The following is a 22,185-nucleotide window of genomic DNA, read 5'->3' as shown; positions in this document are numbered from 1 at the left end:
ATGTTAGTACAGGCAATTTTGGTAGGAATTTGGGCTGGGATAGCAGGGGTTGATAAGCTTGTCTTACAGACACATATTCATCGTCCGATTGTTACAGGGCTGATTGTTGGTTTAATATTGGGAGATGTCAACACAGGGTTAATCACTGGAGCAACGCTAGAGTTAGTTTGGATTGGTGCAGTAGCAATCGGCGGTGCGCAACCACCCAACGTAGTAATTGGGGGAGTTATTGGAACAGCGTTAGCAATTATCACAAAATCTGATCCACAAGTGACCGTAGGGTTGGCTGTTCCTTTCGCAGTTGCAGCGCAAGCGTTAATTACCTTGTTATATACAGCGATGTCACCAATTATGCATAAATTTGATGCTTATGCAAAAAAAGCAGATACAAGAGGCATCGAAAGATTGTCTAGTTTTGTCCCAATCGTTTTATTCATTTGTTATTTTTTTGTAGTGTTTTTATGTATTTTCTTTGGTGCTGATAAAGCATCTAGTTTCATTTCTATTCTACCCGAATGGAGTATTCATGGCTTGAGCGTTGCAGGTGGGATGATGCCAGCAGTAGGTTTTGCCATGTTATTAAAAACGATGTGGGAAACATCCTACGTACCGTTCTTTATTTTTGGGTTTGTTATGGCTGCCTATTTAGGGTTAGATACATTAGCGGTTGCAGGTTTAGCTGTCGCAATTGCTTTATATGAATTTTACGCACAAAGAAATAATACAGTCACTGCATCAAATAATAATGGAGGGTTTGAAGAAGATGGCATCTGAAGAAACATATAATGATACGATATCCGAAAAAGTAATAACAAAAAAAGAGTTAAAAAAAATAATGTTCCGTTCGTATCTGCTACAATCTTCATTTAATTATGAAAGAATGCAAGCAGGCGGCTGGACCTACTCATTAATTCCAGGATTGAAAAAGATTCATCGTGATAAAGAAGACTTAGCTCTTTCTTTGGAAAATCATTTACAATTTATGAACACGAATCCACAATTAGTGACGTTCATGCATGGTGTGATTATTGCAATGGAAGAGTCAAAAGAATCACCAAAATCCATTCAAGCGATTAAAACAGCGTTGATGGGCCCGTTAGGCGGAATTGGGGATGCGCTATTTTATTTAACCGTTTTACCGATTGCAGCAGCGATTGGTTCACAATTATCATTAGAAGGCAATATCTTAGGACCAATTGTTTTCTTGTTGTTATTTAATATTCCGTATATGGCTGCCAAAATTGGGTTAATTAATCTAGGTTATAAAATGGGCGTCAAAGCAATTTCAGTTTTAAGCGAAAGTACTAAAAAATTATCTCGTTCAGCAACAATTGTAGGAATTTCCGTGGTGGGCGCGTTGATTCCGAAGAGTGTACAATTAACGACAACTTTTGTTTTTCGCTTGAAAGATACTAAGTTAGACCTTCAAACACAATTGTTTGATACAATCATGCCCAATTTATTACCGTTAGTGTTTACGCTGTTTTGTTTTATTATGTTGAAAAAAGGACGCACGCCGATTGCTTTAATTATTTTTACTGTGATTTTTGGGTTGTTAGGTTCTTTAATCGGGATTATATAAAAAAGATTTGGAACAATAGCCAAAATCGCTATTGTTCCAAATCTTTTTCTAAATTTAATCGAGTGATTATTCTTTATACGCCCACTTGAAGTCGTATTTAGCACCTGTTGGATGATAAATAATTTCTTTCACGTTTGGTGCACGTAAGTGTGATTCTGCTTTTTGGTAAATTGGCACAACACCCATATCAGCAATTACTGTTTTTTCAGCGTTGATTAAATCTTCCCAGCGTTTTTCAGGATCGTTAACATCTGTAGTTTTGGACGCAGCAATGAATTTATCGTATTCAGGATTGCTGTAACGTCCACGGTTATTAGAAGTTGAGCTTTCTAATAAATCTAAGAAGTTAATTGGGTCTGAATAGTCGGCACTCCAACCACGAACAGCGATTTGGAAATCCCCTTTTAAGGTACGATCTAAGCGAACAGCCATAGGGACAGGCGTCACAGTTACTTTTAAGCCTTCCAAAGTATCAGACAGTGATCCTTGAAGATATTCGCCCATTTTTTTAGCGCCTTCAGAGTCGTCTACCATTAAATCAACCGTTAAGTTGGAAACACCAAGTTCTTGTTTCGCTTTGTTCCAGTATTCCACAGCTTTTTTCTTGTCGTATTTGACTAATTTGTCGCTACCAGCTTCTTTAACAAAGTCTTCACCCGTTTTTGGTGATTTCGCGACATCCACAGGGACGAAGCCTTGTGAAGGAAGAGAGCCATTGGCTAAAATGTTTTTAGCTAATGAATCGCGATCGATGGCATAAGACATAGCACGACGTAAATTTGCGTTGGTCAATGGTGATTTTTCATCTGCTTGATTCATTTCTAAATAGAAAGAAGAAGCGGCTTTCAATTGGACCAAGTCAGGCGAGTTTTGCATTTGTTGGGCCAGTTCGCCAGATAAATACGTATCATCCACTTCACCAGTTTCATAAAGATTTAAGGCAGTTGGGGCTTCTTTCACCACGTTGATAGCGACTTTATCTAACTTGACAGTCTCTTTGTCCCAATATTCTTCATTTTTAGTTAGAGACCATTTAGTATCTGTTCCGGGACCATCAAACTCAGTTAGCGTAAACGGACCATTGTAGACTGCTTTATCGCTACTCTTTGTATAATCTTTACCAAAACGTTCAACGATATCTTGACGTTGCGGCAAGAAAGAAGGGAAAGCCAATAAATCGTCAAAATATGGTGTTGCTGTTTCTAGAGTGATTTCTAATTCATGATCATTGATTGCTTTAATGCCCAATTCTTCTTTAGGTAGTTCCCCTTTAGAAATTTTTTCAGCATTTTTTACTGGTTCAAACATATAGGCATATTCTGAAGCAGTGGCAGGATCCACTGTTCGTTGCCAACCGTAAACGTAATCTGCAGCAGTAACTGGTTTGCCATCAGACCATTTTGATTCTTCACGTAATTTAACTTTGTAAACTAAACCGTCTTCTGAAACAGTCGCTTTTTCGGCTGCACCAGCAGGCGCGGGTTTGTTGTCTTTATCTAAACGATAGATTCCTTCGTAGACATTATTTAAAGTGGTAAAACTCACTTCATCTGTCGCAAGGGACGGATCGGCACTAGGCATTTCTTGGGATTCAACCATTGTGTATACTTGGTTGTCGCTGCCGCCGTTGCTAGCTCCTTTATCGTCACTGCCACCGCCGCAGGCCGCTAAAGCTAAGCTTGATAATACAAGTAATGAAGTAAATAAAACAGATTTCTTCATTTGACACGCTCCTTTTCATTTTTAGCAATACTCTCAGTATAATGTAAAAATGAAAAGGAGAAATTAAAAAATCGTTAGAAATGATTATTCTTTTATCAATTTTTAAAAAATGTCTAATCTTTTTTATGAAAAAAGTGGACAAACGTTGATAAGTAAAGATTTAAGCTGATTTCCATGCAGAAAACATTCAATTTTTGAGTATTTATTCATCATTGATTTGATTTTTTTGACATAAAATAAACATCCCTTTTACAAAAAACAAATGAGAAGAAAAAAAGATTGTTACAAAAGCAAATAAGTGCTTTTGTAACAATCTTTTTAATCTTTTAATCGTTGGATGTCAATGACAGTTCCTGTGTAGGCATCTGCAGTGAATTCGTATTGAACAATGCCGTCGTCTTCAATGCGGCAAATTCCTCCAGTATACGTTTTGGAGTGGATGGCGAATTTCCGCAAGGGCTTTTTCTCAAACTCAATCCACGAACCTTCAATCGGTCCTTCTTTTAAAAAAGCAGCTTTTACATTTTCTAAGACGAGATCAGCGGAGATTGTTTTTTTCTTATGGTAGAACAAGGTTGAGGCAATGCCGCCTACTAAACCAAGACCAACACCTAGCGCTAAGCCGCCTTTAAAGTATGTCAACTCATTTTCTTCGTTCATTTGTATGACCTCCCTTGGTCGGTTTCTGCTTACTATTACTTTTGTCAGTATCACTCTTATTTTACCATAGAGAAGGGGCCGCTGAGAAATAAAAAAAGTTTTTCAATCATTCTTTTAGGGCATTCTCATTGTCACGTTTAAAAAGAGAAAGCGATGTGCATTTTCTAGTATTTGCGTTATAATAAGAGTGAAATCATATGAAAGGAGTACCTATTTTTATCGACAGGATAAAGTGACTTTTTAGAGAAAAAGTGACGCTTGGTTGGCGTAATTTCCAACAAATCAAAAGCAATAGGACATACATCTATGGAAGAAAAAACATTTCAACGAATCAAGGAATTAACTGAATTACAAGGAACCAGCGGATTTGAAGACGACATTCGCGCGTACATGAAAGAACATATCACCCCATTAGTGGACGATGTCCAATATGATGGTTTAGGTGGTATTTTTGGGATTAAACGTTCAAAAGTGGAAGCAGCGCCACGCGTAATGGTAGCAGCTCACATGGACGAAGTTGGCTTCATGTTAACTCAAATTAACGATAATGGTTTATTCCAAGTGGTTCCTTTAGGTGGCTGGAATCCCTATGTTGTTTCAGCACAACGTTTTACGTTAAAAACAAGTAAAGGGAACTATCCATGTATTTCTTCATCTATTCCGCCACACTTGTTGCGTGGTACGAGTGGTCAAAAACAATTGGAAGTCTCTGATGTGTTATTTGATGCAGGATTCTCTTCAAAAGAAGAAGCTGAAAGCTTTGGTGTTCGTCCAGGGGATTCCATTGTTCCACAAACAGAAACGATTAAAACAGCCAATGGCAAAAATATTATCAGTAAATCATGGGATAACCGCTATGGTTGTACGTTGGTATTAGATGCATTGGAAACGTTACAAAATGAAGAATTAGGCCACACATTAATTGCTGGAGCAAACGTACAAGAAGAAGTCGGTTTACGTGGTTCTAAACCATCTGTTCATAAATTTAATCCAGATATCTTCTTTGCGGTGGATTGTTCAGCGGCAGATGATATTCACACGAAAAAAGGGACGTATGGTCATTTAGGTGAAGGAACGTTATTACGGATTTTCGATCCAGGTTTGATCACATTGCCTCGCTTACGTGAATATTTATTGGATACAGCAGCGACACACAATATTCCGTATCAATATTTTGTTTCTAAAGGCGGAACGGATGCTGGGGCAGCGCACACAACTAATAATGGTGTACCAAGTACAGTCATCGGCGTTTGTGGTCGTTACATCCATACGCATCAAACAATGTTTAGTATTGCGGATTATGAAGCAGCGCGGGAAATGTTGTTACAAGCATTACGTGGCTTGGATAAATCAACAGTTAATACAATTGTTTACGGAAAGTAGAGGATGTTTAAATGATTTATCCCAATTCATTAGAAGAACTAGCAACTTATGTTGAAAAAGGTAAAAATGTTTTCTTCTTTACTGCTGATTGGTGCGGAGACTGTCGTTTCATTAAACCAGTCATGCCTGAAATTGAAGAAGCATTTCCAGCGTTTCAATTTATCGAAGTCGACCGTGATCAGTTTATTGACGTGGCTGCCGAGTGGAATATTTTTGGTATTCCGAGTTTTGTCGTAATTGAAAACGGTCAAGAGTTAGGACGCTTAGTAAATAAAGATCGAAAAACAAAAGAAGAAATCAGTGCATTTTTAACTAGCTTAGGCTAATTTTCATGAACCAGAGGAACCATTAAATTAAGAGAGAATCAGCTGGACAAAAGGGCGTTCTGCGCAAGGGTCCTAAATTCATTTTTGACTCTAGATTCTTAGTCAAAGAAGCCTTTTAGATCAGCCTCCATCGGGAAGGTGACGAAAATGGAAGAACAAATGTATAAAAATATTCTTGTCGGCGTAGACGGTAGTGATCAAGCTAATTTAGCTTATGAACGTGCAGTTGAGGTTGCTCGTCGAAACGGAAGCCGAGTCATTGTTGCAAATATTTTAGAAAATCAAGTGTATACAATGATGGGGTATTCGACGTTAAATGATCAATTAATTGATCAAGAAACAGCCGCTGCGGAAGAATTAATGGCCGATTGTAAAAAGTATGCTGAAAGCGTTGATTTTCATAATGTTGAAACAGTTACCATGTTTGGTTCACCCAAAGAAGTCATGAGTCATGAATTACCTGAAAAATACAATGTTGATTTAATTATGGTGGGACAATCAGGATTAAACGCAGTCGAACGTGTGGTCATGGGAAGCGTCAGTAGCTACATTATTCGTCAAGCCCCTTGCGATGTCTTAATTGTTCACTCTGAAGAAAAATAAGCAAAAAGAGAATGTCAAGAAAGGAAACTCTTTCTTGACATTCTCTTTTTTATTTGCTATTTTTAAGACGTATTAAGACGTATTAAAATGAGGTGTATGATTAATGGATAAATTAGAATCAAATAAAAAAGCACCGCTTTATCAACAATTATACGATGCTATTTTAAATAAAGTTAGAAGTGGTGAATATCAAGTAGGAGAAAAAATCCCTTCAGAAGAACAATTGATGACCATTTACGGAGTGAGCCGAGTAACCGTTCGTAATGCGATTAAACAATTAGTTGATGAAAATATTTTAATTAAACGGCATGGAAAAGGGACATTTGTTTCAATGCCATCCTATGTTGAGAGCATGACAGCTGGTGGGAGTTTTACTGAGTCAGGTTTAAAAATGAATCGTAAACCAACAACTAAGATCATATCAATTTGTTTGAAAAAAGCAACAGGGCATGTTGCAGAAGCATTGGGTGTTGAAAAAGCGACAGAAGTTATTGTTATTGAGCGCCTCCGTTCGTTAGATAACATGCCTGCAATTTTCGAGATTGATTATTTTAGAAAAGAAGATCAGTTTATGTTGGACTTAGAATTAACAGATACTTCATTATTAGATATTTTACGGCAATATAGAGGAGTAATTGCTAGCTATTTTGATAATATCATTGAAATTGCCTTGGCCGATGAAAAGTTGGCAGAAGCATTAGCGATTAGTGAAGAAGAAGCGTTGGTCAAAATTAATCAAACAGTTGTGGATAATGATAATCAAATTTTATATTTTAATGAGCAATATATCCGTAGCGAATCCTACAAAGTAGCCATTCGTTCATATAATAAATAAAGGAGGTTTATGAAATGAGAAGGTTTTACATTGCTTCACATGGTGATTTTTCTAAGGGGATTAAACACTCGTTAGAAATGATTGCGGGACACTCTGCAGCTGCCATTCATACATATAGTCTGTATCCAGGTGAAAGTGCAGTTGATTTTTTTGGAGAGTTAAAAAAGAAAGCCGAACAAGCGCCAGAAGATGAATTTATCCTCATGGGTGATTTATTTGGTGCAAGTGTGGTTACAGCTATGATGGGGCTAACTGTACTTGAAAATGTAATCGTTTTCTCTGGCGTTAATTTGAATTTGGCACTAGAGCTTATGCTAGCAGGTTCAGAAAAATTAACAGATGAAAAGATTCAGGTAATTATTCGAAATGCACGACAAGGAATTCAACGCGTTCATATCGAAGAGATAGAAAATGATGATTTCTAGGAGGGGTATTAATGAAGAAAAAAGCTGATTTTTTAGAGCTGTTTGCTGTTGAAAAACCAATTATTGGGGTGATTCATTTAAAAGGTAAAACAGATCAAGAGATTCAAGAGCGAGCAAAAAAAGAGATTCAAATTTACAGTGAACATGGGATAGATGCAATTTTGATGGAGAACTATTATGGGGATTATGTTCAGCTAGAAAAAGCGCTCCAATATGTTACTTCATTAGATTTACCGATTCCTATTGGTGTAAATGTGTTAAATGTTGACCCATTAGGTTTTCATTTAGCCAATAAATATCATTTACAATTTTTACAGATTGATTCTGTGGTTGGTCATGTGAAACCGCGGGATGAAGCATCCTTACAAGCTTTTTTTGATTTATATCGTGCAAAAACAACAGCAAAATTAATTGGTGGCGTGCGCTTCAAATATCAACCAATGTTGTCTGAAAAATCAGTCGAAGAAGATTTGAAAATTGCACAGCAACGTTGTGATGCTATTGCAGTGACAGAAAATGCAACGGGTGAAGAGACATCAATAGAAAAGATTAAGTTGTTTAGAAAACAATTACCTGAGTTTCCGTTAATTGTCGCAGCGGGGTTAAATGACAAGAATGTGAAAGAACAATTGGCGATTTGCGATGCAGCAATTGTAGGGAGTAACTTCAAAGATACAAGAAAAGATACGGGAGATATTTATGCTCCTTATGTTGATTCGTTTATGAAAATTGTGAAAGAACTGAGAGGTGAATAAGGATGATTAAAATGACAAGAGTGGACCATCGGTTGATTCATGGTCAGGTCGGGTTTACTTGGACAAAATTTTTAGAAGCAGATTGTATTTTGATTGCTAGTAATACGTTGGTTGAGGATCCATTAAGAATGAGTGCTATGAAAATGGCAAAACCTTCAGGTGTTAAATTAGTTATGAAAACGATTGATGATTCAATTAAGGCGTTAAATTCTGGGGTGACAGATAAATATAAACTATTTATTTTATGTGAATCAGTTGCTGATATGTATCAATTGGTCAAAGAAGTGCCAACAATTAAGGAAGTTAATTTAGGTGGAATGAAAAATGGGGAAACGCGCAAACAAATTTCAAAAGCTGTTCATTTATCAGAAACCGACATTGCACAAATTAAAGAACTAACTAATGAAGGAATCGAATTAACCGTTCAATTAGTCCCTGACGATCAAAAGGTTGCTATAAACAAGTTATTAAATTAAATAAATAGGAGGGTCAAATAGATGGAAGTGACATTTATCAAGGTTCTATTAATGTTTTTAATTGCCTTTTTTGCCTACATGCATAGCTGGTTTGGTTCAACGATGTGGAACCGTCCAATTGTTGTCGCTCCGCTAGTAGGGTTAGCTTTAGGAGACTTAGATACGGGAATTAAGCTTGGCGCAACATTAGAGTTGGTATTTATGGGTGCGTTTCCTGTTGGCGCAAGTAATCCACCAGATTTTGTTTCAGGAACGATTATTGCAACAGCTTATGTAATTATGAGTGGGCAATCAATTTCTAGTGCGGTTGTTTTAGCTGTTCCAATCGCTACATTAGTACTTTTAATCGATAATCTTCAGATGACATTTTTACTTACAGGCGCTAGCCATTTAGCTGATAAGGAAGCAAAACGAGGCAATATTCAAGGGGTAGAGCGAATTCAACTAATTGCAGGAATTGGCAATAAAGTTTTGTTAGCTCTAATTGTGGCATTAGGCTTTTACTTAGGCGTGCCGTTTATTGAAAAGGTGTTGTCTTATGTCCCAGACTTTATTACGCATGGATTAGATATTGCGGCAGGTATTATTCCAGCAATTGGTTTTGCGATGTTAGCAAGAATGATGGTAACAAAAAAGATGATTCCATTTCTATTATTAGGCTTTTTATTCGCTGCTTATTTAAAAATTTCAGTAGTGGGGATTGCTTTGTTTGGCATCGTGATTGTCCTACTATATATGAATATGAGTGATGGTCAAACAAAGGAGGCTGTTGTCGATGACAATGAATTCTAAAAACACAAAATCTGTCATTACTAAAAAAGATTTTTGGTCTGTATTTTTTCGCTCTTTAACGTTAGATGCATCATGGAATTATGAGCGGATGCAAAATTTAGCTTATGCTTATGCAATGGCTCCAATTATACGTAGGTTGTATAAAAATAATGAAGAGAAGAAAGCGGCCTTAGAACGACATTTAGAGTTTATGTCTGTCACCCCGCATATCTCTACCTTATTATTAGGAATTTCTGGAGCAATGGAAGAAGAAAATGCTAAAAATCATGAATTTAACTCAGCTAGTATTAATGCAGTGAAAACTAGTTTAATGGGACCAATGTCTGGGATTGGGGATTCTTTCTTTTGGGGGACCTTAAAAGTTATCGCAACAGGTGTAGCTATTTCATTGTCTAAACAAGGAAATATTTTTGGTCCGATTGCCTTTTTACTGATTATCAATATTCCGCATTTTGCTTTACGGTATATCTGTTTGGATAAAGGGTTTAAATTAGGTGCTAAATTTTTTAGTGATGTTGAAGATAGCGGCGTAATCGAAAAAGTTACCACAGCTGCCTCTATTTTAGGGTTAATGGTTATTGGTGGGATGACGGCTTCTAATGTCGTGTTTGAGTTAACTGCCAAAGTTGGCTCTGGAAAAATCGCCACGCCATTACAAGAATATATCGACCAAATCATGTTAGGTTTTTTCCCGGCTTTATTCTTCTTAGTTATTTACTGGTTATTAGGGAAAAAAGTGAAAACAACGACACTTTTAGTTGGGGTTATTCTATTATCTATTTTTTTGGCAGCATTAGGGATTGCCTAAAATTCAATAATTGTAAGTGCAACTTTCCACTTTTTTTGTTACTATAGGACAGGAGAGAATTTAGCTATCCAGCCTATAGCTTTCAAATTTAGGAGGAACAGAAATGATTTTTGCATATAACAAAGAACACGTTGGCGATGTCTTACTTGTCATCGTTGCGGACGATCAAGGTGCGGAAAACCAAGTAAAACGTGTCGGCGATGTGGCACGTGTAAGTTTAGTTGAGGCGCCAGAAACAGTGGTAGCTTGGAATATTTTCAATGCTTCAGCGCTTCTAGGTGACATTAATGGCACCGGCCAAGTGACTTTAACAGACGAACAAATCGAAAAAGTCAATACAGCGATTAAAGATGCGGGATTTTCAGAAACCCTTGAAAAAGACGACACCCCTAAAATTGTGGTTGGCTTTGTCAAATCATGTAAAAAACACCCAGATTCAGATCATTTATCTATCACACAAACAGAAGTAGACAACGGCGAAATCTTACAAATTGTTTGTGGCGCACCGAACATCAAAGCAGGACAAAAAGTAGTTGTGGCCAAACCAGGCGCAATGATGCCTGATGGTTTAATGATTTGGCCAGGGGTTTTACGTGGTGAAGAAAGTTTTGGAATGATTTGTTCAGCAAAAGAATTACGTTTACCAAATGCACCAGCTAAAAAAGGAATCTTAGAATTGCCTTTTGATGCAGAAGTTGGTTCTGCATTTGCGGTAGGAGAATAAAAGAAAGAAACGACCTGTTGTTTGAACAACAGGTCGTTTCTTTCTTTTATTGATTGCTGCGATTATTTTGTTGTGTTAAAGCTGATTTATCAATGGTTAAATCGATAGTTGCTTTCATTTCTTTAGAACCACGATAATAAGTCACTTCCATTTTGTCGCCAACTTTTTTCTTGTAAAGCGCGCTTTGTAAATCTGTAGTAGAGCTTACGTCTTGGCCGTCAACTTTCGTGATAACATCGTATTTTTCCAATCCAGCCTTTTCAGCAGGGGTCGCTGCTTCAACACCACGAACCACTACGCCAGTTTTTACAGAAGCTGGAATTTTTAAAATTTGTTCTTGTTGTTGTGAAGAGATACCTGTTAAATCAGACATCGTAATCCCGAGAGCTGGCCGCGTCACTTTACCATCTTTTTCTAATTGGTTGATAATGTTGACTACGTCATTACTTGGAATGGCAAAGCCCATCCCTTCAACGCTCACTTGACTAGTTGATTGCACAATTTTTACTGAGTTAATGCCAATGACTTGTCCTTCAATATTGATTAGTGGACCACCGGAGTTTCCTGGATTGATGGCAGCATCGGTTTGAATGGCATTAATATTGATGGTTTCACCAGACTCGTTTTTATTGGTAATATTTCTATTCACAGAAGAGATGATTCCTTGTGTGACAGAGTTAGCATAATCAGAGCCTAGAGGGGAACCAATTGCAATAGCAGGCTCACCGACTGTGATTTTACTAGAATTTCCAAACTCAGCGACTTGATCAACTTTGTCGGAAGAAATTTTAATCACGGCTAAATCCGTGTAAGCATCGGTTCCGACTAATTCGCCTTTCACTTTGGTACCATCAGATAAAACAACTTCCAATCCTTGCGCTTTATCTACGACGTGGTTATTTGTCACGACATAAGCCGTTTTACCATCTTTCTTATAAATAACCCCACTACCTTCACTGGCTGCTTCTAAATCGTTACCATTGTTGCCGGAAGAGTCTTGAGTACCTTCATTCCCACCGAACAATCCCCCAAAAGGATCATCTGCCGAAGAATTGTTGCTAGCACTTTGCATATTAATGACAGAAACCACAGAATTTTGAACTTTTTTCACGGCTTTTGTGACATCGCTAGACACATTGTAACTTACATTGCTGACTTTTGTGTCGCCGTGATTAGTGGATGTCGTCGTCGCCGCATTATTTCCGCCGTTGGGTGTGGGAATAATCCCAGAATAAGCGCCTCCTAGAATAAGGGCGCCACCAAGTAAGCCGCCAGCTAAACCAATCCCAAATTTTTGCAATAAACTTTTTTTATCTGAATTAGGTGTAACATCTTTTCGTTGCATAAAATAACCTCCCAATAAGTGCATCTGAATTTTCTATATTAAGTATATCTGTTTCCTACTCCTTTAGTCTATCGAATAGCTTTGAATTTTTTATGAACAACTTAGGGAAAAATTACAGAAAAAATACGAATGAAAAAGTTATACACAGAAAAATGTGAACAAATCGGGAATAACTCTGTGTATAGTTTTTAAGAAAGTTATCCACAGAATGTGGATAATGTGGACAAATCAGTGGCGAATATGTGTTTGTATTGAAAAAGCTGTTAAATAAAGTAATTTTTTAGTTTGTTCTGTGGATAACTCTGTGTATATGTGTATAAGTATGTGGAAACGTTGTGGAAAGTAGCCAAACTTCGTGCTAAAATAAGAAAGAAGAGAAAACGAGAAAGTAGTGGAATAGGTGAAAATTAAACTAGTAACAGTCGGAAAACTGAAAGAAAAATACCTGATTCAAGGCATTAATGAATATCTGAAACGTTTAAATAGCTATGCCAAGATGGAAATCATTGAAGTACCAGATGAAAAAGCCCCAGAAAAACTCAGTGACGCTGAAATGCTTCAAGTCAAAGAAAAAGAAGGGCAACGTATTTTGGGGAAAATTAATGACAACGAATACGTCTTTGTTTTAGCCATTAATGGCAAACAATTATCTAGTGAAGAATTTTCAAAAGAAATTGAACAATTAGGGATTAGTGGCAAAAGTAATCTAACCTTTGTCATTGGTGGCTCCTTAGGTCTCAGTGATTCAGTCCTTCAGCGAAGTAACCAACAAATTTCTTTTGGCCGCTTAACTTATCCACATCAGTTAATGCGTTTGGTATTAGTGGAACAAATTTATCGCGGTTTTCGGATTATGAAAGGGGAACCGTATCATAAATAGGAAGTAGGCTGGTTGCTCAGTAATTTCTATGAATCAAGTCATTGCTTGAAAAATATATGAAGTAAAATATCTTTAGTCTGTTTGTCTGATAGAAAATAAAAAAATTCAATCAAACTGGTTTGAGAGAAACGTTACCGTTCAAACAATAAATAAAAATGAGAGGAATGGCAAAAAACAATGGTCATTCCTCTCGTTTTTTCAAAAAAATTGTCCGATTGTTGTGCCTCAGAAACAGGTTCAGCACCCATAATTATTATTTTAAAATGAGAAAAAATTAAGGGATTATCATAAAAATCAATATTTTTAACGTGAAAAGTTGAATAAGCTCTTTAATGAAGAAAACGCTATTGACAGTAACCAAAAATTACCTTAAAGTGAAAGCGTAAACATGTATAATATTTCATGTGACTAGGGAAAACTAGGCATGAAAAGTCTGTCTGAAGTAATTACTTTAGGTTGTCTTTTCATGCCTAATTTTTATATAGAATACTTAGTAGAGGAGGAAGTTGATTAAATTATCAGAAAAAAGTGTTTGGAAAAGTCGGATTGGTTGCTTAAAAATAGAAAGATATGGGGAAAAATATGATTAAAAAAATAATAGTCGTTGTTGCTTTCATGCTTACAGGCTTCTCGCTAACTGCGATGAGTGCATCTGCAGAAGAAATAACTGATTTATTTTTACAAAAAGAAGTGACATATTCTGGTGTAGAAGGAGGAAAAATTGGAGAGAATTGGAAATACCCTCAATTTGTTGGCGAAAAAGCTGTTGATGGCGATGAAACAACACGCTGGTCCGCTGATAAGCAAGATGAACAATGGTTAATTGTTGATTTGGGTGAAGTAAAAAACATTGGCGAACTCGTTTTACAGTTGCATGCAGAAAGTCCTGTGTATGAAATCTTAGTTTCAACAGATGGTGAAAGCTATCAATCTATCTTTAAAGAAGAGAATGGGAAAGGTGGCCAACCTACTAAAAAATATATTGATGGCAATAATGTACAAGCACGTTTTGTAAAATATCAGCAGATGAAAATGTGGCAACACACAAATAAGCAATTTTACAGTTCAAGTATTATTTCGTTTGAAGCATATGAAAAAAAACGACTGCCAGAAGCGATTAAACTTTTAACAGAGAACCTGACTATTAGTGAAAAAAGAAAGCAACAGCTAGCCTTTGAAGTGTCACCAGCTGGAGTAGATATCACAGAGGATCAGATTGAGTGGTCGAGTAGTGATCCTACCATTGTGACGGTTGACCAAACGGGTAATTTAACAGCAGTTAAGAGTGGTGAAGCGAAGGTAACAGTCAAAATTAAAGGAACAGAAATTAGTGATACAATTCCTGTGACTGTTGTAGCAGAAAATAAACAATATGCGGAAATGCGAGCAAAATGGAAAATGCGATTGTTAGGTACAACGCAGTATGATAACGATGCAGATGTGCAACAGTATCGTGCCCAGATTGCTACGGAGAGTTTAGCATTATGGCAAACGCTTAATCAAGCAGCAGATCGTGGGTATCTGTGGGAACGAAAACCATCGGATACAGTGTCTGCTGATTACACGACTCAATTTACCAATATTAAAAAATTAGCGTTAGGCTACTATGAACCATCAAGTGAGCTTTTTGAAAAACCGGAAGTTTATGATGCGATTGTTAAAGGCATTGAATTTATGATTGATACAAAAAAATACAATGGAACGTATTACACAGGTAACTGGTGGGATTGGCAAATTGGTTCCGCGCAGCCGCTAACAGATACATTGATTTTATTACATGATGACCTATTGAATACAGATGCAGAAAAATTAAATAAATTTACTGCTCCGCTGATGCTGTATGCAAAAGATCCAAACATACAATGGCCAATTTATCGTGCAACAGGGGCTAACTTAACAGATATTTCAATCACCGTTTTAGGTACTGGACTTTTGTTAGAAGATAATCAACGCCTAGTACAAGTACAAGAAGCTGTTCCGTCCGTTTTAAAAAGTGTTTCCTCTGGTGATGGCTTATATCCTGATGGTTCCTTGATTCAACATGGTTATTTTCCGTACAACGGCAGTTACGGGAATGAGTTGCTAAAAGGGTTTGGACGAATTCAGACTATTTTACAAGGTTCCGACTGGGAGATGAATGACCCTAACATTAGTAATTTATTTAATGTTGTTGATAAAGGTTACTTACAATTGATGGTAAATGGAAAAATGCCATCGATGGTTTCTGGTAGAAGTATTTCCAGAGCGCCAGAAACGAATCCTTTTACTACAGAGTTTGAATCGGGTAAAGAAACAATAGCTAATTTAACCTTAATTGCAAAATTTGCACCAGAAAATTTAAGAAATGACATTTATACATCTATCCAAACGTGGCTTCAACAAAGTGGGTCATACTATCATTTCTTTAAAAAACCAAGAGATTTTGAAGCGTTAATTGACTTGAAAAATGTGGTGAATAGTGCGTCACCTGCCCAAGCGACACCAATGCAATCTTTAAATGTATATGGTTCGATGGATCGAGTCCTACAGAAAAATAACGAATATGCGGTGGGTATCAGTATGTATTCACAACGTGTCGGAAACTATGAATTTGGGAATACGGAAAATAAAAAAGGCTGGCATACAGCAGACGGCATGCTTTATTTATACAATCAAGACTTTGCTCAGTTTGATGAAGGATACTGGGCAACGATCGATCCATATCGATTACCAGGAACGACAGTTGACACAAGAGAATTGGTAAATGGTGCTTATACAGGGAAACGCAGTCCCCAGTCATGGGTAGGTGGCTCAAATAATGGACAGGTTGCCTCTATAGGAATGTTTTTAGATAAAAGTAATGAAGGAATGAACTTAGTTGCTAAAAAATCTTGGTTCTTATTAGATGGTCAAATCATTAATTTGGGAAGTGGCATTACTGGTACGACAGATGCTTCGATTGAAACAATCCTCGATAATCGGATGATTCATCCACAGGAAGTGAAGCTTAACCAAGGTTCAGACAAAGATAATTCTTGGATTAGTTTAAGCGCAGCGAATCCATTGAATAACATTGGCTATGTTTTTCCTAATTCAATGAATACGCTTGATGTTCAAATAGAAGAACGCTCTGGTCGCTACGGAGATATTAACGAATACTTTGTTAATGATAAAACCTATACAAATACATTTGCTAAAATTAGTAAAAATTATGGCAAGACTGTTGAAAATGGTACTTACGAATATTTAACAGTGGTTGGGAAAACGAATGAAGAAATCGCAGCTCTTTCTAAAAACAAAGGCTATACTGTTCTAGAAAATACAGCAAACTTACAAGCCATTGAAGCAGGTAATTATGTCATGATGAATACATGGAATAATGACCAAGAAATTGCAGGACTGTATGCGTATGATCCAATGTCGGTTATTTCAGAAAAAATTGATAACGGTGTTTATCGCTTAACTCTTGCGAATCCTTTACAAAATAATGCATCCGTTTCTATTGAATTTGATAAGGGCATTCTTGAAGTAGTCGCAGCGGACCCAGAAATTTCTGTTGACCAAAATATTATCACTTTAAATAGTGCGGGGTTAAATGGCAGCTCGCGTTCAATCACAGTTAAAACAACTCCTGAAGTAACGAAAGAAGCGTTAGAAAAATTAATTCAGGAACAAAAAGAACACCAAGAAAAAGACTACACCGCAAGCAGCTGGAAAGTCTACAGTGAAGCATTGAAACAAGCGCAAACTGTGGCAGATCAAACAACAGCAACGCAAGCAGAAGTAGACCAAGCAGAAGAAAAACTACGTTCGGCGGTGAAGCAATTGGCAAAAGTACCAACCAAAGAAGTAGATAAAACCAACTTGTTGAAAATCATCAAAGAAAACGAGAAACATCAAGAAAAAGACTACACCGCAAGCAGCTGGAAAGTCTACAGTGAAGCATTGCAGCAAGCACAAACTGTGGCAGATCAAACAACAGCGACACAAGCAGAAGTAGACCAAGCAGAAGCAAAACTACGTTCGGCGGTGAAGCAATTGGCAAAAGTGCCAACTAAAGAAGTAGATAAAACCAACTTGTTGAAAATCATCAAAGAAAACGAGAAACACCAAGAAAAAGACTACACCGCAAGCAGCTGGAAAGTCTACAGTGAAGCATTGCAGCAAGCACAAACTGTGGTAGATCAAACAACAGCAACGCAAGCAGAAGTAGACCAAGCAGAAGCAAAACTACGTTCGGCGGTGGAGCAATTAACATTGAAAAATAGTGGGGAAAATAAAAAGGAACAAAAAAATGGGGGGAATAATGGACACTTAAATACTAGTGCGGGAGTTGATCAAACTGGTACGAAACAAGTTAAGCCATCAAGCCAAGGTGGTTTCAGAAAAGCTAGCCAATTTTTGCCGAGCACAGGAGAAAAGAAATCAATCGCGCTTGTGATTATTGGTCTTCTAGTTATCGCCAGTGGGTGTCTTTTAGTTTTTCGTAAAAGTAAATCGAAGAAGTAAAAAATTACGGATTCACTAAAAACATAATGAAAAAGCAGACTTCCATACAAGAAGTCTGCTTTTTCATTAATCACTCCGCTTCCGCATTTTGCAAGTCAGCGACATCAGTCAGATAAGTGGCTTCATCCAACAAATCTTCCGAATGTGCGACATAAATCGCAGTGGCGCTATCACCAACCACGTTTAGGCTAGTAACGAGCATTTCGATTGGACGATTAATGGCTAAAATCAATGAATACGTCGCAATCGCAATCTCATTGTTATAGTTTAAACCAGTTAAAATAGTGAAAAGGATAATTCCGCCAGCGCCAGGTGCCGCCGGTGTACCAATAGATGACATTAAAGCTAAAATGGCAATCAAGGCAATATTAGCTGGTGTCACTTCATAACCAGCTACGCCCGCCACAAAAATAGCCGCAATTACTTGCATAATCGCTGTGCCGTTCATATTAATAGTCATTCCTAACGGCAAGACAAAGGCGGCAACATCGCTGTCGACACCTAACTCTTCAACCGTTGTTTTTGTATTTAACGGTAAAGTGGCTGCCGAAGAAGAAGTAGAAAATCCAAAGACCACAACTTTCATAATCTTTTTAATAAAAGGAACAGGATTTAATTTTGTCGCAAATAAGATAAATAATGGGTAACCGATCATCAAAAAGGCTAAGAGCGTCGCTGTCGTTGTTACGACGTAGACTAACGCTGGTTTTAAATAATCAATCCCGTAAGAAGCAAACGTCCGAACTAACAACATAAAGACGGCGATAGGAGCAAATTTAGTAATTACAAAGGTTAAAAATAACGTGACCATCGCATTGACTTCTTCAATTAATTTTTTGAAAACACGAATTTTATCTCCTAATGCATTAATACATAAACCAGTAATCACTGCCAACACAACAACGGCTAAAATCGCACCATTGTCACTAAATGCAGAACCAATATTTTTCGTGACAGCATTGACAATCACCATTAATGGGTTGCCGCTCGTACTTACCTCGACAGGAGCTAAAGTTTCAGATAACGACACATTAAAAGCGCCAGTTAAATATACGCTATAGCCCACAATTCCTGCCGTTAATAGAGCAATCAGTGACATCGATAAAAAGCCAAAAATTGTTTTATAAGAAATTCGTCCTAATTTTTGCGTATCGGTAATATGACAAATGGCTAAAGTAATTGAAGTAAAGACCATCGGCACAATTACTAATTGTAGGCCGTTGATAAATAGTTGACCAATAATATAGAAAAGCCCAATCGCAGATTGTCCTTTTTCAGGATCTGAAATATCTTGGAAAAGAATCTGATTGATTGTCTGCCACACAGCGCCTTGATTGCTGCGAATAAGGTGCTCTCTTAAAAATAAAAAGCCGAGCCCAACGATTAACCCTCCCACCAATGAAATCACCATTTTTTTGGTAAATGAGATACCTTTCACTTCACGTTTTTTCTTTTCCACTTTGTTGCCTCCCAAATAAATTGATTAAGCACCGCGCAAAAAAAGCCTTGCACACAAAAAAAGGGCAAGACATCTCGTATCATTCACTATACAAAAATACAGAATTTTACAGAACTTTGCCTTGTTAGCCTCTCGGACTATCTTAAAGGTACTTTTCCACATACTAAGGGAAACTACGAGAATTGTCAATTCTTTTTTACTTAGGGGGGTGTTATTTTTGAAGAAAGAAAGTGATCTTTACCCTTTCCGCAGATACCGCAGCCAAAAAAGAACTACAACGGATTCTTTTGCAGTATAATAGAAAATAGAAACGAAAGAACAGGCACCAACACAAAGGAGGTATTTTTATGAAAGTCACTCAACTTTCTAGTGAAACCCTTGACCGAGCGCATGAACGTTTTGAAGAAACACTTGCGCAAATGACCGTTGCCGAAGCAAACACGATGCCCGCTCCATTAATCAAGTCTGTTACTTGGCTGATGTGGCACACAGCCAGAGAATTAGACCTACAAATTTCCGCACTTAATCATAGTGAACCGTTATGGTTTAGCCAACACTGGACAGAAAAATTTGCCTTGGATTTGCCAGATGAGACAGAAGACTGGCATCACACACCAGAAGAAGCGGCGAAAGTCGTGGTGGCAGAAAAGCAATTGCTTAGTGACTATTTAGCTGCCAGTGTGGCACTTACTAAAAGCTATTTAGACCAAGTCAAAGAAGAACAATTGTCAGACGTGATTGATAAAAATTGGACCCCGCCAGTGACTAGACAAGTACGTTTAGTCTCAGCGATTGATGATGCAGTGATGCATTCTGGGCAAGCCGTTTATACACGAAGATTAGTCATTGGAAAATGATAAATAAGCAAAAACAGAGCCTGGGCCAAAAATCACTTTGGATTTTTGACCCAGGCTTAAAAATTGATAAACGGCGGGGACAGAAGCAACACTACGCGTTGCTCCGATATCAACAACTTCTAAGGTGTTTTCTCGACATGCGTCTCGTCACAGTACAGCCTTCAAAAGAGCTACAGCTCTAAGAGTTGCGATGTTTCACTGTGAAGCATGAACAGATGAAATCATCGTACCTACTTGGTGAAGGTCCTTCGGAAATAAGCCGAAATTGTTGAGAATCACGAAGAACGTAGTGATTCGATGATGAACAATACCTACTTGGTCTCCAAAAATTAAAGAACAATTTTCGGAAATCCCTTCTTATTGCTGAGAAACACTATTGGCAAAGCAAATAGATGTTGAACAGTACCTACTTGGTTCTCGGAGTTAAACACTTCTGTCCCGACCTCTTATTGAGAGAAAAAATACATAAAAATAATGAACGAAGAACTGTCCACTTTTTACCTAGTTGAAACGTTGTATAAGTGAAAGGAGAAATCAGATGAAAAAGGAGGCAAATTTTGACGAAGTACTATTTTCTTTGGGGCAAGAAGTCATCCAAGTCTTGATTCGCCGAGGAGCAAGTCTTGAAGATGCACAAGATGCAGTGTCGCAAACGTATACAACGATTTTTTCAATATTACCTGAAATTACATCAGAAAATCTACGCCCGTGGTTTTTCCGAGTAACATTTAATTACTACATTACGATGTATCGAAAAAAGAAACGAGAACGCACTTTTGTGGCAAACAGCCATCCTGTGCAATCAATAGAAAAAATGGAAGGGCAAGAGTTATTATTATTGATCGATTCCTTAAAAGATGAGGAACAAGAACTATTGCTTTTGAAATATTATTATCAATTATCGTATGCCGAGATTGCGTTGATTTTAGAATTATCTGTTGAAAATGTTCGCAAAAAATTGTATCGCACACGTCAAAAATTAAAAAAAGAACTGGAGGAATAGAAGTGGATTTAAAAAAAAGTATTCGTAAAGCGAAAAGAAAACAATTTATCATGATTGGTGCCATAACCGTTGTTAGTTTTGCCGTATTGTTTGTCGGTTTTTTTGTGGGAATGGATAAACTTTCGACGAAAAACTATCATACCCTACTAGAAGTAATTAATGATCAAGAAATGATTGCTTCACCAAACACTCAATTAGATTCCCAAGTAATTGTTAATAGTTCGCCTTTTGGGGGCGAAGTTGTGACCAATCGTTCAAAAAATATTGATGGTTACACGGTGGAGTGGAGTAATTTACGTAGCAGATATAGCTTTTTCAGAAATTCGATTGACTGGAATGAAGTCTATCCTGGTAGCTATTATTCTTCTAAGAATTTTTATGAATACAACCGACAAACCAAGCAGAAAGTAGCATCTTTTTATAACCCAGCGATTACCAATTACTATGGTGATGTTAAAAACGAATTAAGTGAATTAGATAAAATGGAAAACCAAGTAGCGGAAGTGGCGATTTCTTTTGATAAACCTTATCCATATGAAGAAGTCCGCAAAATGTTACCGAGCAATGTCAACTTAGTTTGGCTCTATGTTTACTCCGAAACGGTTAATGAAAAAGGGGGTCCTTCTGGTACGCTGCCTTATGGTTTTCAATTAAGCATGGACGATCAAAATGAAATATTTGATCCTGAAAACGACAAGCAACACTTTTTTGAAACCTTAGAAAAATCCCCCATGTTTGCTGACAACCAAGAAGGCCAAAAGTTTATCCAACAAAATAAAAATAAAAAAGTCGAAAAATTACCTATTTGGGGAGTCATGCTCACCGGACAAACTAAAAATTTCAAAGCCTTACAAAATGAACCTTTTGTTCGTGGTGCTTCAATTGGCGTGACCGCACCTATCGTTCCTTATATTCAGCCAGAGAAATAAACGTTCTTCAAAACCCTAAGCCTTCCGACTGATTTTGCTTCGACGATATTGTCAGTAAAAATAGAAAACGTTATAATAGAATGGATCACAGGAAGTGCTTCTACAATGCGTGGGAGCACTTTTTTTTACTTAT

General features: G+C 37.3%; 21 protein-coding genes. 17 read left to right on the top strand and 4 right to left on the bottom strand.

Features of this window, described 5'->3' with window-relative positions:
- Positions 1–774, top strand: coding sequence for a PTS N-acetylgalactosamine transporter subunit IIC (gene agaW / locus IGL37_RS11975; protein ID WP_002355009.1), 774 nt, complete (start codon positions 1–3; stop codon positions 772–774).
- Positions 746–1,582, top strand: coding sequence for a PTS system mannose/fructose/sorbose family transporter subunit IID (locus tag IGL37_RS11970; RefSeq protein WP_002396861.1), 837 nt, complete (start codon positions 746–748; stop codon positions 1,580–1,582). The genes agaW and IGL37_RS11970 overlap by 29 nt, the downstream gene beginning before the upstream one ends.
- A gap of 66 nt (positions 1,583–1,648) precedes the next feature.
- On the opposite strand, the gene IGL37_RS11965 is transcribed toward IGL37_RS11970, so the two are convergent.
- Positions 1,649–3,304 carry a peptide ABC transporter substrate-binding protein gene (locus IGL37_RS11965; protein ID WP_002355011.1) on the bottom strand — a complete coding sequence of 552 codons (1,656 nt, stop codon included), beginning with the start codon at positions 3,302–3,304 and terminating at the stop codon, positions 1,649–1,651.
- Between the two features lie 318 nt (positions 3,305–3,622).
- Entirely contained in the window at positions 3,623–3,964 is a 342-nt protein-coding gene (locus tag IGL37_RS11960) for a PepSY domain-containing protein (protein WP_002355012.1), read from the bottom strand.
- A 306-nt stretch (positions 3,965–4,270) separates the two neighbouring features.
- Here IGL37_RS11960 and pepA point away from each other — a divergent pair, with 306 nt between their 5' ends.
- The 10 genes from pepA (at position 4,271) to ytpR (ending at position 11,091) form a co-directional block, all read left to right on the top strand.
- A complete protein-coding gene (pepA, locus tag IGL37_RS11955; RefSeq protein ID WP_002355013.1) occupies positions 4,271–5,347 on the top strand; it encodes a glutamyl aminopeptidase in 1,077 nt (358 codons plus the stop codon).
- Positions 5,348–5,358: 11 nt separating this feature from the next.
- Positions 5,359–5,673: a thioredoxin family protein gene (locus tag IGL37_RS11950; protein ID WP_002355015.1), complete on the top strand. Its 315-nt coding sequence runs from the start codon at positions 5,359–5,361 to the stop codon at positions 5,671–5,673.
- Positions 5,674–5,820: 147 nt separating this feature from the next.
- Positions 5,821–6,276, top strand: a complete 456-nt coding sequence (locus IGL37_RS11945; RefSeq protein WP_033918095.1) for a universal stress protein — start codon at positions 5,821–5,823, stop codon at positions 6,274–6,276.
- A 103-nt stretch (positions 6,277–6,379) separates the two neighbouring features.
- Complete coding sequence (locus IGL37_RS11940) at positions 6,380–7,111, top strand: GntR family transcriptional regulator (RefSeq protein ID WP_002365323.1); 732 nt, start codon at positions 6,380–6,382, stop codon at positions 7,109–7,111.
- A gap of 14 nt (positions 7,112–7,125) precedes the next feature.
- Positions 7,126–7,536, top strand: coding sequence for a PTS sugar transporter subunit IIA (locus IGL37_RS11935; RefSeq protein WP_002365322.1), 411 nt, complete (start codon positions 7,126–7,128; stop codon positions 7,534–7,536).
- An 11-nt stretch (positions 7,537–7,547) separates the two neighbouring features.
- Positions 7,548–8,291: a BtpA/SgcQ family protein gene (locus tag IGL37_RS11930; RefSeq protein WP_002359086.1), complete on the top strand. Its 744-nt coding sequence runs from the start codon at positions 7,548–7,550 to the stop codon at positions 8,289–8,291.
- A gap of 2 nt (positions 8,292–8,293) precedes the next feature.
- On the top strand, positions 8,294–8,767 hold the full coding sequence (locus IGL37_RS11925; protein ID WP_002359087.1) for a PTS sugar transporter subunit IIB: 474 nt from the start codon (positions 8,294–8,296) through the stop codon (positions 8,765–8,767).
- 21 nt (positions 8,768–8,788) lie between these two features.
- Positions 8,789–9,559, top strand: coding sequence for a PTS mannose/fructose/sorbose/N-acetylgalactosamine transporter subunit IIC (locus tag IGL37_RS11920; protein ID WP_002365320.1), 771 nt, complete (start codon positions 8,789–8,791; stop codon positions 9,557–9,559).
- Entirely contained in the window at positions 9,543–10,367 is an 825-nt protein-coding gene (locus IGL37_RS11915) for a PTS system mannose/fructose/sorbose family transporter subunit IID (protein ID WP_002385250.1), read from the top strand. Before IGL37_RS11920 ends, IGL37_RS11915 begins: the two co-directional genes overlap by 17 nt.
- 103 nt (positions 10,368–10,470) lie before the next feature.
- Positions 10,471–11,091 carry a YtpR family tRNA-binding protein gene (ytpR, locus tag IGL37_RS11910; RefSeq protein WP_002361057.1) on the top strand — a complete coding sequence of 207 codons (621 nt, stop codon included), beginning with the start codon at positions 10,471–10,473 and terminating at the stop codon, positions 11,089–11,091.
- Between the two features lie 46 nt (positions 11,092–11,137).
- Here ytpR and IGL37_RS11905 read toward each other — a convergent pair whose 3' ends face one another.
- Positions 11,138–12,436, bottom strand: a complete 1,299-nt coding sequence (locus IGL37_RS11905) for a S1C family serine protease (RefSeq protein ID WP_002368406.1) — start codon at positions 12,434–12,436, stop codon at positions 11,138–11,140.
- Positions 12,437–12,836: 400 nt separating this feature from the next.
- On the opposite strand from IGL37_RS11905, the gene rlmH reads away from it, so the two are divergent.
- Both rlmH and IGL37_RS11895 read left to right on the top strand, forming a co-directional pair.
- Positions 12,837–13,316 (top strand): 23S rRNA (pseudouridine(1915)-N(3))-methyltransferase RlmH, encoded by a 480-nt coding sequence (rlmH, locus tag IGL37_RS11900; RefSeq protein ID WP_002355021.1) that lies wholly within the window; start codon positions 12,837–12,839, stop codon positions 13,314–13,316.
- Positions 13,317–13,898: 582 nt separating this feature from the next.
- Positions 13,899–17,804, top strand: a complete 3,906-nt coding sequence (locus IGL37_RS11895) for a polysaccharide lyase family 8 super-sandwich domain-containing protein (protein ID WP_202583894.1) — start codon at positions 13,899–13,901, stop codon at positions 17,802–17,804.
- Positions 17,805–17,874: 70 nt separating this feature from the next.
- Here the strand turns inward: IGL37_RS11895 and IGL37_RS11890 are convergent, their stop codons facing one another.
- On the bottom strand, positions 17,875–19,278 hold the full coding sequence (locus IGL37_RS11890) for a dicarboxylate/amino acid:cation symporter (RefSeq protein WP_002387350.1): 1,404 nt from the start codon (positions 19,276–19,278) through the stop codon (positions 17,875–17,877).
- Positions 19,279–19,610: 332 nt separating this feature from the next.
- On the opposite strand from IGL37_RS11890, the gene gst reads away from it, so the two are divergent.
- From gst to IGL37_RS11875, 3 genes are all read left to right on the top strand, one after another.
- Positions 19,611–20,120 (top strand): DinB family glutathione transferase, encoded by a 510-nt coding sequence (gst, locus tag IGL37_RS11885; RefSeq protein ID WP_033918093.1) that lies wholly within the window; start codon positions 19,611–19,613, stop codon positions 20,118–20,120.
- Between the two features lie 538 nt (positions 20,121–20,658).
- Entirely contained in the window at positions 20,659–21,123 is a 465-nt protein-coding gene (locus IGL37_RS11880; protein WP_002383292.1) for an RNA polymerase sigma factor, read from the top strand.
- 2 nt (positions 21,124–21,125) lie between these two features.
- Positions 21,126–22,052: an anti-sigma factor gene (locus tag IGL37_RS11875; protein WP_010712876.1), complete on the top strand. Its 927-nt coding sequence runs from the start codon at positions 21,126–21,128 to the stop codon at positions 22,050–22,052.
- The last annotated feature ends 133 nt before the right edge of the window (positions 22,053–22,185 follow it).

The organism is Enterococcus sp. AZ119 (assembly GCF_050546175.1).
GTDB lineage: Bacteria > Bacillota > Bacilli > Lactobacillales > Enterococcaceae > Enterococcus > Enterococcus faecalis.
Note: the sequence above shows the minus strand (reverse complement) of the source record. Positions and strands in the feature narration are given on the sequence as shown.